The following is a 15,374-nucleotide window of genomic DNA, read 5'->3' on the forward strand; positions in this document are numbered from 1 at the left end:
GGCTTCGGGCGGCATTCGATACGCAGGGTGACCGTTGCGCCGGTTGAAGCAGCGCAAGGGCGGAACGGGGGGAGATGCGGGCGAGGCGACCGATACCGAACGTGACGGGCGATTCGAGCTGGGCGTACGTTGCCGGGCAGGTCGGCGGTTCGTAGGCTCATGTCACGATCACCCGGCCCACAAGGTCGTGGCGACAACACCTGGGGAAGGGACGCCGGTGCTCTACTGGCTGCTGAAGTACGTGCTCCTCGGCCCGCTGTTGAGACTCGTCTTCCGGCCGCAGGTGGAGGGCCTGCACCATGTGCGGGCCACCGGCCCGGTGATCCTGGCCAGCAACCACCTCTCCTTCTCCGACTCGATCTTCACGCCGTTGATCGTGCCGCGGAAGGTCACCTTCGTGGCCAAGGCGGAGTACTTCACCGGCAAGGGGATCAAGGGCTGGCTGACGAAGATGTTCTTCACCGGCACCGGCACCATCCCGGTGGACCGCTCCGGCGGCCGCGCCGCCCGCGCCGCGCTGGACACCCAGCTGAAGGTGCTGCGGGCCGGCGGCGTCGCCGGCATCTACCCGGAGGGCACCCGCTCACCCGACGGGCGGCTCTACCGGGGCAAGACGGGAGTGGCCCGGCTCGCGTTGGAGAGCGGCGCGCCGGTCGTCCCGGTGGTGATGCTCAACCTGGACGAGATCCAACCACCCGGTCAGCTCATCCCGAAGATCGAGCGGGTCCGGATCCGCTTCGGGCCGCCACTGGACTTCTCCCGGTACGCGGGGCTCTCCGGCGACCGGTTCGTCGAGCGCGCCGTCACCGACGAGATCATGTACGAGCTGATGGAGCTCTCCGGCCGCGAGTACGTCGACGTCTACGCGCAGAAGCTCAAGACCCTGCCCACCCCGGCACCCGGCGCGCCCGTCGCGGCCTGAACCCGGTCGGTGCGGTCAGGAGGCCAGCGTCTGTGCCTCTTCGGTGGGCGGGTGGGCCAGGGTGAGCAGGCCCGGCGCGCCGTTGCGGTGGGCGAAGGCGCGCAGCTCGACCAGCAGCGCAGCGGCCGCCGCCCGGTCGCCGGCCGACTCCAGTTCCCGGACCGCGAAGGTCAGCGCCAGCATCCGGTCGGTGACGTCGGGGATCCCGGCGTAGATCTCGGCGGCGGCAAGGTGCAGCTCGGCGGCGTGCCGGTGGTCGCCGTCGGCGCCGGCCAGCGCGCCGGTCACGGTCCGCAACGCCGCCTCCGACCAGGGCGTACGGTGCCCGACCTGGTCGAGCATGGTGCGTACCCGGGCGGCGGGCTTGCGCCCGGCGAGGGTGGCCGCCCAGCCGGCCGCGGCGATCCACTCGCCACTGGCCAGGGCCGGCACCGCCATCCACGCCTCGGCCAGCTCGTCGACCAGTGCGGCGGCCTCCTCGGTGCGCCCCTGCACCGCACGGCACAGCGCGCCCATGGCCAGCATCGTCCAGTGCAGCCGGTGGAAGCCGCTGCGCCGCGCGGTGTCCAACGCGGCGGCCACGTCGTCGCGTGGGGGAGCGGGGCTGGTCGGAGCCGCGCCCGGTTTCCCGGCGGCACCGTCCGGTCCGAAGCCCGGGTCGGTGCCGCCGGCGGGCGGGCCGGCGGCCGGCGGCACCGGCTGGCCACACAACACCAGCAGGCAGGACCGCAGGCCGCGGATCTGCATGTCCCAGCTGCCGGTCGGGGTGTCCACGAACGCCTCGGCGGCGGCGAGCAACCGGCCGAAGTCCCCCTCGAACCAGGCCCGCATCGCCTCGACGGAGTAGCTGGTGGTCAACGTCTGCCCGCTCGCGGTGCGGGCTGGTGCCGCCGTGAGCAGGGCGTCGGACCGTAGCCAGTCGCCTTCCTCCCGCACCGCGTAGGCGAGGTTCTGGGTGGCACGGGGCAGCGCGAGCAGCTGACCGGCCCGGGTGAACTCGACGATGGCGTACAGCTCGTCCAGCCCGGCCCGGTCGCCGGCCTGGTAGCGGGCGGTGGCCGCGGTGATCCGGGCGTTGGTGCGGGTCTCGGTCAATCCCAGCCGTTCGCCGATCTCCGCCGCCGTGTCGGCCGCCGCCACCGCCGGATCCCGCTCGTAGTTGAGCATGTGCAGCCGGCCCAGCTCGGCGAAGGCGTCGGCCTTCTGCGCGCTGTCCGGTAGCGGGTCGAACAGCCGTACCGCCCGGTCCAGGCAGGCCAGTGCGGCCTGCCGGTCGGCCCGCAGCCAGGCCGCCTGGCCGAGCAGCGTCCAGGCCCGGGCCGCGCAGGCCTCGTCGCCGTACGCCAGCAGCCGGTCGGCCAGCGCCTGCACCTGCTCCGGCCCGCCGCCGGAGAGGAAGGCGTTGCCGTCGCGGTAGAACGAGATTTCGGTGCTGAGCAGCTCCAGTTGCAGCCGGCCCACCGGGTCGGAGTCATCGGCCAGACCGAGCGCCCGACCGGCGTGACTGGCCGCGGCCTCCAGCCCGTGCAGCGCGTACGCCCGGCGGGCCGCCCGGTGCAGCGCGGCCCGGGCCGGCCCGGCGTAGCGGCGGGTCTCCATGCCCAACGAGCGGGCGATCTCGTGCGCCGCCCAGCGGTGGTGGGCCAGCACCTCGGCCAGGTCGGTGTCCCGGCTCTGCGAGAGCGTGTCCAACCAGTCGGCCGTCCGTTCGTGCCGGGCCACCCGCTCGGTACGCGGCAGCCGCTGGTAGCACACGTCGCGGACCAGCACGTGCCGGAAGCGGTACTCCGGCTGACCGGCCATCGTGGAGGCGGCCTGTTCGTGGACGAAGTCCCGCTGCTCCAGCCGGCGCAGGGCGCGCTCGACGGACTCGACCGACTGCCCGACCGCGGCGGCCACCGCGCCGGGCCAGAACTGCACCCCGACCACCGCCGCGGCCAGCAGCGCCGCCCGGTCCTTGGCATCGAGGAGGTCGACCCGGTTGGCGATGACCGCGTGCACACTCTCCGGCATCGGCAGGTCCAGGTGCTTCTCCAGCGACCAGCCGCGCCCGGACTGCCGCAGCGCACCCTGCTCGATCAGCATCCGGACGTACTCGTGGGCGTAGAGCGGGTTGCCGCCGGCGACCTCGATCAGCGGGGTCAGCAGGTCGGCGGAGAACGCGGCCTGGCCGAACATGTGCGCGTACAGGGCGGCGATGCCGGTGTCCCGCAGCGGCGGCAGGGTGATCGTCACCGAGCCGGTGATGGTCCCCGCCCAGCTCGGATCCCGGTCGACCAGCTCGGGACGGGCGGTGCAGAGCAGCAGGAGTGGCACGTCCCGGGCTGCCGCGCCGAGCAGCTCCACGAAACGCAGCATCGCGTCGTCGGCCCAGTGCAGGTCCTCGAAGACGAGCACGGTGGGGCGACGGGCGGCCAGCGCCAGCAGGAACCGCCGCCAGGCCGACTCCGCCTCCTCCGCGGGCAGCGGCGTGCCGGCCAGGCCGACCAGCGGGCGCAGCGCGTTGACCACCCGGGGCCGCTCGCCGATGCCGACCAGCTCGCCGACGGCCGCGGTGAGTCGCTGCGCGGCGCTGGCGGCCGGATCCGTGTCGAGGATGCCCGCCTCGGACTTCACGATGTCGGCCAGCGCGGCGTACGTGACGTTCTCGCCGAACGGTGGGCACCGGCCGATCCGCCAGGTCAGCGGCTCGTCCACCAGCCGGCCGGTGTGCCGGTGCAGCTCGCGGACCAGCCGGCTCTTGCCGATGCCGGCCCGGCCGAAGACGGTGACCACCTGGGGCCGGCGGTCGCGCAGGCTGCGGTGCAGGGCGTTGACCAGCATGCCGAGTTCGTGCTCGCGGTCGATCAGCGGGGTGGTGTCCGGCTCCCGGTCGGTGGGTTGCTGGCGTACCGCGGACAGCGCCAGCCACACCTCCGTCGGCGCTGACCGGCCGCGCAGGGTGACCGGTGGCTGCTCGTCGTACCGGATGGTGTCCCGGGTCAACGCGTGCGTGGCACCGTCGACCAGTACCCCGCCGGGCGGCGCCGCGGACTGCAACCGGGAGGCCGTGTTGACCACGTCACCGGCGACGATCGCCTGGCCGCCGTCGCGGGCCGCGGCCACGTCGACCAGCGCCTCCCCGGTCGCCACGCCGACCCGGAAGCGCAGCCCGTCGGTGCCGGTGGGAGTGAACCGGGTGAGCACCCGTTGCAGCTCCAGCCCGGCCCGCACGCAGCGCAGCGCGTCGGTCTCGGTGGCCACCGGCGCGCCGAACAACGCCATCACCGCGTCGCCGATGTACTTCTCCACCACCCCGCCGTACTGGCCGACCACCCGACGTGCGGCCGAGAAGAATCCGGTCTGCATGCCGCGGACCTGCTCCGGATCGGCCCGCTCCACGTACGGGGTGAAGTCGATCAGGTCGACGAAGAGCACACTGACCCGGCGGCGGTCCTCCTGGTTGATGCTCGCCGGGCGATCGGTGCCGGCCCGGGGCGAGCCGCAGGAGGTGCAGAAGGCCACGTCGGGGGCGAGTGGGCGCAGGCAGTGCGGGCAGACGGCACCGAGTTCCGCACCGCAGCCACCGCAAAAGCGGTCGCCCTCGGCGGCGGTACGTCCACAGCGGTCACACTGCGCGGCGATGTCACCCTCCACTGGCAGGCCCCCGACGCCCGGGGGCGCAGGACCGAGTATCGCCGCCCGAGGCAGTGTCGGGTACCGGGCTGTTGGCTTGTGGACACTCAGCCGGGCAGCTCACCGCGTTCCGAACGGCTAGATTCAGGCAGCTGATTCGTCAACCGCTGATCAGGGGGACAGCTCCATGGTGTACGTGATGCTGAAGAGTGACTGGACCGACGGCAACGGGATCACCCACCCCGCCGGAGACTCGGTGGACGTGGACGCCGCCACCCTCGCCCTGCTGCAGGCGCAGGGAATCGTCGGCGAGGTGCCCGGTGGTGGCAAGGACGGTACGGACTGGGCCGGGCCGGGTGGCACGGACTGGGCCGGGCCGGGCAGCACCACGCCCTGACCTGGTACGCGGGCGGGGCCGGGACCGAGGTCCCGGCCCCGCCGCTTCGTTTTTCAGCGCTCGCTCATGCCCGCCCGGCGACGCAGCGCGGGCACGTCGGTGACCACGATCCTTCGGCCTTCGGTGCGCAGCCATCCCCGGTTGGCGAACGACCCGATCGCCTGGTTGACGCTCTGCCGGGAGCCGCCGGCCATCTCGGCGAGCTGGCTCTGGTTCAGCTCGATGGTGATCATCGGGGCCTGGCTCTCCCCGGCTAGCCGGACCAGCGTCTTGGCCACCCGACCGGGCAGGTCGAGGAAGACGTGGTCGGCGTTCTGCTCGGTCAGGCGGCGGATGAGCGCGCCGAGGGACCGCATCACCGCGTCGAGGATGCGCGCGTTCGAGTGGACCAGCTCCATGAACGCCGGCCGGGACAGCGCCAGCGCGGCCGTGTCCTCGATCGCCTCGGCGGAGGTCGATCTGGTCGAGGCGTCCAGCAGGGACACCTCGCCGAGCACGTCCGGCGGCCGCATCACGGTCAGGATGGCGCGTTCACCGGTGGGCGCCGTGCGGAACACGGCAACCGCGCCCCGCCGCAGGATGATCAGCGATTCGCCCGGGTCGTTCTCCACGAACAGGAGCTGACCCTTGCGGTACGTCCGGGGTACCGCGGCGGCTACCACCCGCTGACGCACCTCCGGCTCCAGCCCGGCGAACATGTCGACACCCGTGAGCGCGTCGCCCGGCTCCGGCAGGCGCATCTCCACGGCCCCACCCCTCCCCGGTCAAGGACCCAACTCGCTCACCGGGTGAGCCTGGCGGCTCCTGATGAGGTGATCTGACACCTGCTCGGCGTCCGGCAGCGGTACACATCAGATCATGACGGTCCGGTCGCTTGCTGTACACCCCTCAAATCACTTCCGTGACAGCTTCGAGCTGGGCCTGGCCCCGGTCCGGGCGGATGGAAGCGCTCCCGGCGTCCTGGCCCCGCCCGTCGGGCTCCGTCGGGCGTCGGCGAGGATGGCGGGGATGTCTTACCGCTACTTCTACGACTGCGAGTTCATCGAGGACGGCCGGACCGTGGAACTGGTCTCGATCGGCGTCGTCGACGAGTACGACCGTGAGTTCTACGCGGTCTCCACCGAGTTCGACGCCGCCCGGGCGGTGCCCTGGGTTCGCCGGCACGTGCTGGACAAGCTGCCCTCGCCGGCCGATCCGGCCTGGCGGTCCCGCGAGCGCATCCGCGACGAGCTTTACGACTTCCTCGTCGAGCCGATCCGGGAGCGGCCCGGGGAGGAGTTGGAGCTGTGGGCCTGGTACGCCGCGTACGACCACGTGGCGTTGGCGCAGCTGTGGGGTGCGATGCCGGCGCTGCCCCGGGCGATTCCCCGGTACACCAAGGAGCTGCGGCAGTTGTGGGACGAGCGGGGTCGGCCCCGGCTGCCCAACGCCGAGGCGGCCCGGCACGACGCGTTGGTCGACGCCCGACACAACCTGGCCCGGTGGCGGGCGATCACCGGTTCGTAGTTTCGGGCCGTTCGGCGGTTTGGCCCGTTGTGTCCTGGGCACCGGTTCGGCCGAAGGAGCCGAGGCGAGGGAGTGCCGGCATGAGCCAGCGAAGTGAGCGAATCGTCGGTGCCGGCACGAGCGACGAGGCGTTGACCGTCCGGGACGCCCGGGCCCGGATCACCGAGCTGATCCTTCTCGCGCGGACCTGCACGCTCACCACGATCTCCCTGGACGGTCGGCTGGCGGCCCGGCCGATGGTCCTGCAGCGGGTGGAGTTCGACGGGGAGCTGTGGTTCTTCGCGCACGCAGCCTCGGCGACCGTCCGGCAGCTGCGGGTCAATCCCGAGGTCGAGGTGGGCTTCCACGACCCGGATGGACAGTTCTGGGTGTCGGTCTCCGGTACTGCCCGGGACGACTGCGACCGGGCGCGGGCGCAGCGGCTGTGGCATCCGGGCCTGGCGGCCTGGTTCCCGGAGGGGGTGGAGACGCCGGGCCTGACGCTGGTCGCCGTGCACGCCACCGCCGCCCGGAGCTGGGACGCTCGCAGCGGCCGGCAGGTCGGCCTGCTCGGCCATCCCGGCCGGGCGACCGGCGACGGCGGCCCCCCGGCGCCGGGGGAGACCCATGGCTCGGCTACTGACCGGTAGCGGGGCGCGGTGTCGGGCCTGCCACGGCGGCGACTACAGTTCGTAGCGGACGGCCCGCCCCGGGCCGGCAACGGTGCCGAGGTCTGACCTGACACATATCCTGGGGCTTGATCGGGCTTGACCAGAGCTCCCCAGGAGGATGAGCAGATCATGCGTATCGGCGTGCTCACCGGCGGCGGCGACTGCCCGGGTCTCAACGCGGTCATCCGGGCGGTGGTCCGTAAGGGCGTCGCCAGCTACGGCCATGAATTCGTGGGTTTCCGGGACGGCTGGAAGGGCCCGCTGGAGGGTCTGTCCCGTCCGCTGGGCATCGCGGAGGTCCGCGGGATCCTGCCCCGTGGCGGCACCATCCTCGGCTCGTCCCGCACCAACCCGTTCAAGATTGAGAACGGCGTCGAGCGGATCAAGGACAACCTGGCCGCGCAGGGCGTGGACGCGCTCATCGCCATCGGTGGTGAGGACACCCTCGGCGTCGCCACCAAGCTGCACGAGCTGGGTGTCAACGTCGTCGGCGTGCCGAAGACCATCGACAACGACCTCGGCGCCACCGACTACACGTTCGGCTTCGACACCGCGGTCAACATCGCGATGGAGGCGATCGACCGGCTGCACACCACCGCCGAGAGCCACCACCGCACCCTGGTGGTCGAGGTGATGGGCCGGCACGCCGGCTGGATCGCCCTGCACGCCGGCCTGGCCGGGGGCGCCAACGTGATCCTGCTGCCGGAGCGCAAGTTCGACGTCGACCAGGTCGCCGGCTACGTCGAGAAGCGCTTCCAGCACCAGTACGCCCCGATCGTCGTGGTCGCCGAGGGCGCCCAGCCGCTGGAGGGCCAGATGGTCCTGCAGAACCAGGAGCTGGACGCGTTCGGTCACGTCCGGCTCGGCGGCATCGGCCAGTGGCTGGCCGAGCAGATGGAGGCCAAGACCGGCAAGGAGGCCCGCACGGTCGTGCTCGGGCACATCCAGCGCGGTGGCACCCCGACCGCGTTCGACCGGGTGCTCGCCACCCGGCTCGGCCTGCACGCGATCGACGCGGCCCACGAGGGCGACTGGGGCAAGATGGTCGCGATGCAGAGCACGGACATCGTCCGCGTCCCGCTCGCCGACGCCACCCGCGAGCTGAAGACCGTCCCGCTGGAGCGCTACGCCGAAGCCGAAGTCTTCTTCGGCAGCTGATCGTTCATTGCCGCGTCGCGGCGGGCCCGGCGGTCCGCCGCGACGCCGGCAGACCAAGGGGGTACGTCAGGTGTCAGCCGGGGTGCACACAGTCGCGGTGATCGGCGCCGGCAAGATCGGTGAGCTGATGCTCTCCGGGCTGCTGCGTTCCGGCTGGCCGGCGGACCGGCTGCTGGCCACCGCCCGCCGCCCGGCCCGCGCCGAGGAGTTGGCCGCCCGCTACGGCGTACGGGTGGTGGACAACCTCACCGCGGTCGACGAGGCCGAGGTGCTGGTCGTCTCGGTCAAGCCGCAGGACGCCGCGGCGCTGCTGGACGAGATCGGGCCCAAGGTGCCCGCCGACAAACTGGTCATCTCGCTCTGCGCCGGCCTGCCGAGCAGCTTCTTCAGCCGCCGGCTGCCCACCGGCACACCGGTGGTGCGGGTGATGACCAACACCCCGGCCCTGGTGGACCAGGCGATGACCGCCATCTCCGCCGGCGCGCACGCCACCGGCGAGCACCTGGCGCTGGCCGAGGAGATGTTCAAGCCGCTGGGCGCGACCATCCGGGTGCCGGAGAGCCAGCAGGACGCGGTGACCGCCCTCTCCGGCTCCGGTCCGGCGTACTTCTACCTGCTGGTGGAGGCGATGACCGACGCCGGCATCCTGCTCGGGCTGCCCAGGCAGGTGGCGCACGACCTGATCGTGCAGACCGCGATCGGGTCGGCGGTGATGCTGCGCGACTCCGGTGAGCACCCGGTGAAGCTGCGCGAGGCGGTCACCTCGCCCGCCGGCACCACCATCTCCGCCATCCGCGAGCTGGAGAACCACGGCGTACGCGCGGCGCTGCTGGCCGCCCTGGAGGCGGCCCGCGACCGGGCCCGGGAGCTGGCCGCCCAGGCCGAGTGACGGCGGCCTCCCGAGGGACGCCCCGGTGACGCATACTGGCGCGGTGTTCACACTCGCCCAGGCCCGGCACCTGGTGGCCACCCTGCACCCCCGGGTCGACGAACTGATCCGGGTCCGGGCCGACCTGGCCGAGCTACAGGCCGACCTGGTCACTCACGGGCTCAGCGCGCTCGGCGGCCGGGCCGAGGTCAAGGCCCTGGAGGCGCGGCTGCACGCGGTCCTCGACGAGATCCAGCAGCACGGCATCGAGGTCAAGAGCGTGGCGCCGGTGCTGCTCGACTTTCCCGGCGAGCGCGACGGCCGGCAGGTGCTCTGGTGCTGGCTGGAGGGGGACACCGACGTGCGTTGGTACCACCGCGCCGACTGCGGCTTCGCCGGCCGCCGCCCCGTCTGAGCTCACCGTACGGCGGTCGCCGGGGCCCACTCACGCCGACGCGCAGGCCCGGACCGTCGCGTCGGTCGGTGCGGAGGGCTCGATCTTTCGGATTCGCCGACCAGGGGTGTGGACGCAGCGGAAAGATGACGACTCGGAGCCACCGGCGCGCGGGAGCAGACGAATGGCCGAGTTCGACATCCAGATCCAGGTGCCGGTCTTTCTCGGGGTGATGGCCGCGGGCCTGCGCTCCCGACAGATCTGTCTGCCACCGCCGACGGAAGTGGCCGGTGTCTCGCTGATCGTGCACCAGATCGAGTTCACCGCCAGCGAGCTGCGGCACGACCAGCCGGCCCGGTACGCGGTCTTCCACCAGTCACACGGGACGACCCAGGGGATGTGGGCGGAGGGTTTCCAGACCCAGTTGGCCCAGGACGTCGTCGTTCACGTGAGCACCACCGCGGCCGTGCTCGCGCATCCCAACCAGACGCCGCCCGCCATCGTGGCGCTACCGCTGACCGTGGTGGTCGATCTGGACTTCGTCGCCGACGGCACACCGACGATGACGAGCAGCATCTCGCAGGTCCAGTGGCGGCTATCCCTGCCACCGTTACCGCCGACCGTCGACCCGGCCGACATCAAACGGGAGGTGGAGGTCGTCATCCGGCGCGCGTTCCCGTCCTTCACCCAGCCGCTCGACATCGTCAACTTGTTGATGGGCGGCAACACGCCGACCCTGAACGTGGGCATGACCGTCAGCCAGGACGGCACCCTGCTGGTGTTCCGCGCGGAGACCGGAGCCGGCACCGGCTACGTCGACTGGCGTTGGGGAAATTTCTTCTCCGGCATCGTCACCGACCGTCTCGCCGGTGCCCAGTGGGGACTCTGGATCGATCATCGGGTCGTCGAGAGCATGTTTCAGACCGCGGTGTGGCAGGCCGTCGCCGCGGAGGCCGGCCCGGAGGTCGACCTGATCAGCGTCGGCAGCGCGTACTCGGGTACCGGGGGTAGGGCTCAGGTGACCACGACCGTGCACGCGCATGTCGACCTGCCCGATCCCCTCGGCAACCCCTACGTCGAGGTGCCGGTCCGCGCCGAGCTCTCCGTCGCCGCCGGCGGTGAGCTGACGATCGATCTCCGGTTGCCGGACATCCGGGCGATCGCCCGCAGCATGATCGCCGGCATCGACGCGGTACTGCGGCGGCTCCTCGGGCCGGTGTGGGCATTCGTCCGGCTTCCGATCGACTCCGCCATCGCGGACCTCAAGCCGCCGGTCGGCGACGTCGACCTGTCGGGCCTGCACTGCACCGAGATCGAGCCACTGCACCAGCGGTGCACCCGGCGGCTGCCGGCGTCCTCGTTCGGCGGCACGCAGGTGCGGATCGGCGGCCTGTCCGCGCAGCCGGACGGGTTGCTGCTCACCGCGACGCTGCGAAGTCCGGTAACCACACCGGCGAAGCTGCGAACCAGCTTCCGGCCGTTCGCGTGGACGCCGCCGCAGATCTCCTGCGGCAGCGCCGACGCCGCCCTGGCGGCGGCGTTCGCCGAGCACGCCGAGGATCTCGCGCCGCTGCAGGCCCAGATCTACCTCGAGGCGGACGGTACGGCCCCGGCCTGGTACTGCGCACTGGAGGTGCTCAACGATCCGCTGGACCGCTTTGGTCACGTCGCGGTCGACAGTGATCGGCTGCCGGCGACCGTCACCGTCCGGGTGCCCAACCCGGGGCCGGTGTACGCGGCCGACCCCTACCCGGTGGACGTGCTGGTCCGTACGACGATCGGGTCGCGGCTGATCCGGATTCCACCTGCACCGCCCCTGACCGAGCAGGACATCCGCCGGCTCAAGGCGGTGGTGATCGCGATGATCGCCGACTGCAAGCTGCTGGTCCGGTCGGGGCGGTTCGATCTCCGCTGGCTCATCGACCCCCCGTTCGACCGGCAGTTCAGACAACGCTGGCAGCTCGCCGCCGAGCACGTCCGTCCCGGTACGAAGGTGGCCCTGCTGGCTGACGGCGGGCCGATGGTGAGCGTCGCCGCCCGGGCAGGGACCGTGACGAAACTGTCCGCGATGGTCAGCCCGGGTGCCGGACTGAGCCTCGTTCGTGACGAGATCCCGGAGGGCGCGGCGCAGGCGGCCCTGGCGATCCGACAGCAGCTGCTCGAGGTGACCGCATCCGTCGCGGTCGAGGCGCCCGTCGCAGCCGTGCTGGCCTCTGCGGTCTGGACACCGAACGGCGTGGCCGCCGTCCTGTCCGACGGGATCGCCGCGTACGACGTCGGCAGTGCGGCTCGCCCGCGAGCCGTGGGCCGCTGGTACGTCGACGGTGTGCGACGGGCGCTGAACTGGTGGTCCGGCCTGCTTGTCGTCACCGAGGACGGCTTGTTCAACGTTGACGCCGAGCGGCGGCTGCGCCGGGTCGGACCGGCCGAGGAACCGGCACCGCTGCTGGACGCGGCGTCGGGTCCGGGCGCCATGTACGTGCTCACCGCCGACGGGCTGCAGGTGCGTTCCCGCAGCCTGTCGCGGCGCTCGTCGGTTGCCGTCCACGGAGCGCGATCACTGCTGCGCGTCGGGGGTCGGCTACTGGTGGGCGGCGCGGCTGGCGTCGCCGTGTACCGGATGACCGGCACCGGGCTCTCGGTGGACCCGGTGGTCTCGGTACCGGAGTTGGACGTGACCCACCTGGCTGCGGTGATCGTGGAGGACGAGGGCGCGGTCCTGGCGACGGTGGCGGACGGGACGTGGCGGTCACTCGTCGTCGACGAGCGGGACCGGGTGTCGGTCGTCGCGGAATACCCCGAGCGGCCCTGGTTCGCCGGGGCGGCGCGGCTCGGGGACACGTTCGTCCTGGTCGACGACCGGGGTGGCGCGCTGGAGGTGTTGACCGCCGGAGTGGCCAGACCGGTCGGGTCGGACGCGACCACCGAGCTTCCGGCGGGCTTCGCGTTCGCCTCCTGGACCGACCTGGGTCCGGAGCGGGCAGTAGGCACGCTGCACGGCGCGCAGGTGACGGTCGTCGGACCGATCGGGGAGGGCGGCGTGACGGACGGCACCTTCCCGCTGTTCGGGGCCGCGCACTACGCACCGCCGCTACCGATGAGTGACGCCGTCAGCCTCATCTCCCTCGCGGGCAGTTCCTTCCGGCTGCGCTTCGGCGAGGCGGTACGCGACGTGGTCCTGCACCTGGCATCCGTGGCGTCGCGCCTCACCTTCCCGCCCGGGACACCGGTGGTACGGGTCAGCGGTGATCCGACGTTCTCCCTGTCCGCGACGACGGTGACCGGTGCCGTCGCCGGCACGCTGGATTCGGGCGGGACGCTACGGATCTACGGCAGGATGACCGAGCTGAGCTTCACGGCCGATCCGGTGTTCGCCGACGGCACCGTCCCCGACGGCTTCTACCTTCAGGTGGGCGCCGTACCCGCGTGATCTCCGGTGCCGGCGATCCAGGGTCAATGCGTTGATGCGAGCCCAGCTAGGGTTGGCCGGATGAGCGGGGTGCGGCGGGCGAGCGTGGACGATGCGCGGGAACTGGTTCGGTTGCGGGCGGTCATGTTGAGTGCGGTGGGCGGCGCGCCGCCGGAGCCCGGCGGATGGCAGCACAGCGCCCTGCGTACTCTGCGCCGGCAGTTGCCGGACCCGGACGCCGACCTCGCCGCCTTCGTGGTTGACGCGCCGGGTCGACCGGGGGTGGTGGCCGCGTGTGCGGTGGGCGTGGTCGACCTGCGGCTCGGCGGGCCAGCCGACGCCAGCGATCGCCGCGGTTACGTCTTCAACGTGGTCACCGACCCCGCGTACCGTCGGCGGGGTTTCTCACGTGGCTGCATGTCGGCGCTGCTCGACTGGTTCGCCGGGCAGGGGGTGCGGACGGTCGAGTTGAAGGCCAGCCCCGAAGGGGAGTCGCTGTACCGGGAGTTGGGCTTTCGTCCCACCGCGGCGCCGGCCCTGCGGCGGGTCGTGCCGGGCGGTGCGCGCTGATGTTCGCCGTGCCGCTGACCGACGACGCGCAGCTGCGTCCGCTGAACCCGTGGCACGCCGAGGAGTTCCTGGCGAACCTGAACCGGTCCCGCGAGCACATCTCGCCCTGGGTGTCGCCGTCCTTCGTCGCCGCCGACCTCGACGGGGCACGGCACGTGCTGCAGCGGTACGCCGACCGGTGGGCCCGTGACGACGGTGGGATCTGGGGCATCTGGTCCGGCGGCACGCTGGTCGGCGGGGTGCTGCTGGTGTCGCTCAACACGGCGAGCGGGGTGTGTGAGGCGGGCTGCTGGCTGGAGCCGGCCGCCGAGGGGCGTGGCCTGGTGACCCGCGCGGTGAGCCGGCTCATCGACTGGGTGGTGGACGAGCGTGACCTGCACCGGGTCGAGTGGCGGACCAACGCCGACAACGTGCGCAGCATCGCGGTGGCCCGCCGGCTCGGCATGCGGCGTGACGGCGTGCTGCGCGAGGTGCTAGCCGGCCCGGACGGCCGGATCGACCTGGAGGTCTGGTCGGTGCTGGCCCCCGAGTGGCGGTCGCGGCACGGCGGCCCGGACCGCTAGGTCGGCTCGGACCGGCGTGGCGGCACCGGCATGCAGTCAGGTGTCGACGGCCGGATCGAGGTCAGCCGGCTGCGGCGAGCGCGGCGCGCAGGGTGCCCGTGCCGGCCGGGGATTCCCGCTCCCAGTCCGCCGGATCGGCCGAGTAGATGACGCCGTAGGCCGGATTGCCCGGTTGGAAGCGCCAGCCGTCGGCGAGCGAGCCGACGTCCACGGCTTCGTAGCCGATCCGGTCGAGGAACGCGGTGACGGTCTCCTTGGCGTCCGCGTCGTCGCCGGCGATCGGCAGGGCGCTGCGGTCCGCGGCACCGTTCGGCCGGGGCAGGGCGAGCAGGTGCTTGAAGAAGATGTTGTTGAACGCCTTGACCACCCGGGCCTCGGGCAGGTGCCGTTGCAGCAGCTCGCTGCTGGTGGCGGTGGCGGAATCCAACTCGGGGAACTGGCCGTCCCGTTCCGGGTAGTAGTTGTTGGTGTCGATGACGACCTTGCCGGCCAGCGGTGCGGCCGGCACGGACCGGTACGACTTGAGCGGGATGGTGACCACCACCAGGTCACCAGCGTTGGCCGCGGCGTCGGCGGTGCCCGCGCTCGCCTGCGGCCCCAGCTCCTCGACCAGGCCGGTGAGGGTCTCCGGCCCGCGTGAGTTGCTCAGCACCACGTCGTAGCCGGCGTTCACGGCCAGCCGCGCCAGCGTCCCTCCGATATGCCCGCTGCCGATCAACCCCACCGTCGCCATACCCCACCCCTCCACCACTCCGGCCACCACCGAACCTACCCCGCCCGCCCGGACCCGCCCGCTGTTCGTCGAGGCGGGTACCGCGGTCAGGCCGGGAGGTTCTTGTCGATGGCGGTGCGCAGGCTGGGGTCGTCGGGGGTGACCGTGGGGGCGAAGCGGGCGGCGACGGTGCCGTCGGGGGCGACGAGGAACTTTTCGAAGTTCCATCGCACGTCGCCGGTGTGGCCGTCGGCGTCGGGGGTGTCCGTCAGGGCCGCGTAGAGCGGGTGGCGGTGCGGGCCGTTGACGTCGACCTTCTCCGTCAGTGGGAAGCTCACTCCATAGTTGACCTGGCAGAACTCGCTGATCTCGGCGGCGCTGCCCGGCTCCTGGCCGGCGAACTGGTTGCACGGCACGCCGAGCACCAGCAGCCCGCGGTCGGCGTACTCGTCCTGTAGCGCCTGCAGGCCGGCGTACTGCGGGGTGAGTCCGCACCGGGACGCGACGTTGACCACCAGCAGGGCTCGCCCGCGGTACTGAGCGAGATCGGCCGGGCCGCCGTCGAGTGCGCCGATCGGGATGTCGAAGACCGTCATGCCGCGAGGTTACC

Annotated in this window: 14 protein-coding genes; 10 read left to right on the top strand and 4 right to left on the bottom strand. The window is 72.3% G+C overall.

Translation table 11 applies throughout. The features are described 5' to 3' along the window. Positions 1 to 217 precede the first annotated feature (217 nt). Positions 218 to 922: a lysophospholipid acyltransferase family protein gene (locus tag BMY89_RS24040; protein ID WP_092382328.1), complete on the top strand. Its 705-nt coding sequence runs from the start codon at positions 218 to 220 to the stop codon at positions 920 to 922. Positions 923 to 937: 15 nt separating this feature from the next. On the opposite strand, the gene BMY89_RS24045 is transcribed toward BMY89_RS24040, so the two are convergent. Continuing rightward, positions 938 to 4,558, bottom strand: coding sequence for an ATP-binding protein (locus BMY89_RS24045; RefSeq protein ID WP_092382329.1), 3,621 nt, complete (start codon positions 4,556 to 4,558; stop codon positions 938 to 940). Positions 4,559 to 4,724: 166 nt separating this feature from the next. Here BMY89_RS24045 and BMY89_RS24050 point away from each other — a divergent pair, with 166 nt between their 5' ends. After that, positions 4,725 to 4,934 carry a hypothetical protein gene (locus tag BMY89_RS24050; RefSeq protein ID WP_092382330.1) on the top strand — a complete coding sequence of 70 codons (210 nt, stop codon included), beginning with the start codon at positions 4,725 to 4,727 and terminating at the stop codon, positions 4,932 to 4,934. A 53-nt stretch (positions 4,935 to 4,987) separates the two neighbouring features. On the opposite strand, the gene BMY89_RS24055 is transcribed toward BMY89_RS24050, so the two are convergent. Then, complete coding sequence (locus tag BMY89_RS24055; protein WP_092382331.1) at positions 4,988 to 5,680, bottom strand: Crp/Fnr family transcriptional regulator; 693 nt, start codon at positions 5,678 to 5,680, stop codon at positions 4,988 to 4,990. A gap of 262 nt (positions 5,681 to 5,942) precedes the next feature. Between BMY89_RS24055 and BMY89_RS24060 the strand changes: the two genes are divergently transcribed. The 8 genes from BMY89_RS24060 (at position 5,943) to BMY89_RS24095 (ending at position 14,052) form a co-directional block, all read left to right on the top strand. Next, on the top strand, positions 5,943 to 6,440 hold the full coding sequence (locus tag BMY89_RS24060) for a polyadenylate-specific 3'-exoribonuclease AS (RefSeq protein WP_092382332.1): 498 nt from the start codon (positions 5,943 to 5,945) through the stop codon (positions 6,438 to 6,440). Positions 6,441 to 6,520: 80 nt separating this feature from the next. Then, entirely contained in the window at positions 6,521 to 7,069 is a 549-nt protein-coding gene (locus BMY89_RS24065; RefSeq protein WP_092382333.1) for a pyridoxamine 5'-phosphate oxidase family protein, read from the top strand. 150 nt (positions 7,070 to 7,219) lie between these two features. Continuing rightward, entirely contained in the window at positions 7,220 to 8,248 is a 1,029-nt protein-coding gene (locus BMY89_RS24070; RefSeq protein ID WP_092382334.1) for a 6-phosphofructokinase, read from the top strand. Between the two features lie 70 nt (positions 8,249 to 8,318). Next, positions 8,319 to 9,137: a pyrroline-5-carboxylate reductase gene (gene proC, locus BMY89_RS24075; protein WP_092382335.1), complete on the top strand. Its 819-nt coding sequence runs from the start codon at positions 8,319 to 8,321 to the stop codon at positions 9,135 to 9,137. Positions 9,138 to 9,180: 43 nt separating this feature from the next. Next, positions 9,181 to 9,531, top strand: coding sequence for a DUF2203 domain-containing protein (locus BMY89_RS24080; RefSeq protein ID WP_092382336.1), 351 nt, complete (start codon positions 9,181 to 9,183; stop codon positions 9,529 to 9,531). Positions 9,532 to 9,694: 163 nt separating this feature from the next. Next, positions 9,695 to 12,940: a hypothetical protein gene (locus BMY89_RS30550; RefSeq protein ID WP_092382337.1), complete on the top strand. Its 3,246-nt coding sequence runs from the start codon at positions 9,695 to 9,697 to the stop codon at positions 12,938 to 12,940. Between the two features lie 60 nt (positions 12,941 to 13,000). Next, positions 13,001 to 13,489 (top strand): GNAT family N-acetyltransferase, encoded by a 489-nt coding sequence (locus BMY89_RS24090; protein WP_092382338.1) that lies wholly within the window; start codon positions 13,001 to 13,003, stop codon positions 13,487 to 13,489. Further along, the gene (locus tag BMY89_RS24095) at positions 13,489 to 14,052 is read left to right on the top strand and encodes a GNAT family N-acetyltransferase (protein WP_092382339.1); all 564 of its coding nucleotides are present in this window, start codon (positions 13,489 to 13,491) and stop codon (positions 14,050 to 14,052) included. Before BMY89_RS24090 ends, BMY89_RS24095 begins: the two co-directional genes overlap by 1 nt. 61 nt (positions 14,053 to 14,113) lie before the next feature. On the opposite strand, the gene BMY89_RS24100 is transcribed toward BMY89_RS24095, so the two are convergent. Further along, positions 14,114 to 14,785 carry an NADPH-dependent F420 reductase gene (locus tag BMY89_RS24100; protein WP_092382340.1) on the bottom strand — a complete coding sequence of 224 codons (672 nt, stop codon included), beginning with the start codon at positions 14,783 to 14,785 and terminating at the stop codon, positions 14,114 to 14,116. A gap of 86 nt (positions 14,786 to 14,871) precedes the next feature. Beyond that, entirely contained in the window at positions 14,872 to 15,360 is a 489-nt protein-coding gene (locus tag BMY89_RS24105) for a glutathione peroxidase (protein ID WP_092382341.1), read from the bottom strand. Positions 15,361 to 15,374 lie beyond the last annotated feature (14 nt).

Origin of the sequence: Micromonospora phaseoli (genome assembly GCF_900109115.1) — a bacterium.
GTDB lineage: Bacteria > Actinomycetota > Actinomycetes > Mycobacteriales > Micromonosporaceae > Micromonospora > Micromonospora phaseoli.

Excerpts from the sequence above, each read along its gene's own strand:
- BMY89_RS24050 (WP_092382330.1), top strand. The coding sequence starts at position 4,725 with ATGGTGTACGTGATGCTGAAGAGTGACTGGACCGACGGCAACGGGATC.
- BMY89_RS24105 (WP_092382341.1), bottom strand. The coding sequence starts at position 15,360 with ATGACGGTCTTCGACATCCCGATCGGCGCACTCGACGGCGGCCCGGCC.
- BMY89_RS30550 (WP_092382337.1), top strand. The coding sequence starts at position 9,695 with ATGGCCGAGTTCGACATCCAGATCCAGGTGCCGGTCTTTCTCGGGGTG.
- BMY89_RS24060 (WP_092382332.1), top strand. The coding sequence starts at position 5,943 with ATGTCTTACCGCTACTTCTACGACTGCGAGTTCATCGAGGACGGCCGG.
- BMY89_RS24100 (WP_092382340.1), bottom strand. The coding sequence starts at position 14,785 with ATGGCGACGGTGGGGTTGATCGGCAGCGGGCATATCGGAGGGACGCTG.
- BMY89_RS24095 (WP_092382339.1), top strand. The coding sequence starts at position 13,489 with ATGTTCGCCGTGCCGCTGACCGACGACGCGCAGCTGCGTCCGCTGAAC.
- BMY89_RS24090 (WP_092382338.1), top strand. The coding sequence starts at position 13,001 with ATGAGCGGGGTGCGGCGGGCGAGCGTGGACGATGCGCGGGAACTGGTT.
- BMY89_RS24070 (WP_092382334.1), top strand. The coding sequence starts at position 7,220 with ATGCGTATCGGCGTGCTCACCGGCGGCGGCGACTGCCCGGGTCTCAAC.
- BMY89_RS24065 (WP_092382333.1), top strand. The coding sequence starts at position 6,521 with ATGAGCCAGCGAAGTGAGCGAATCGTCGGTGCCGGCACGAGCGACGAG.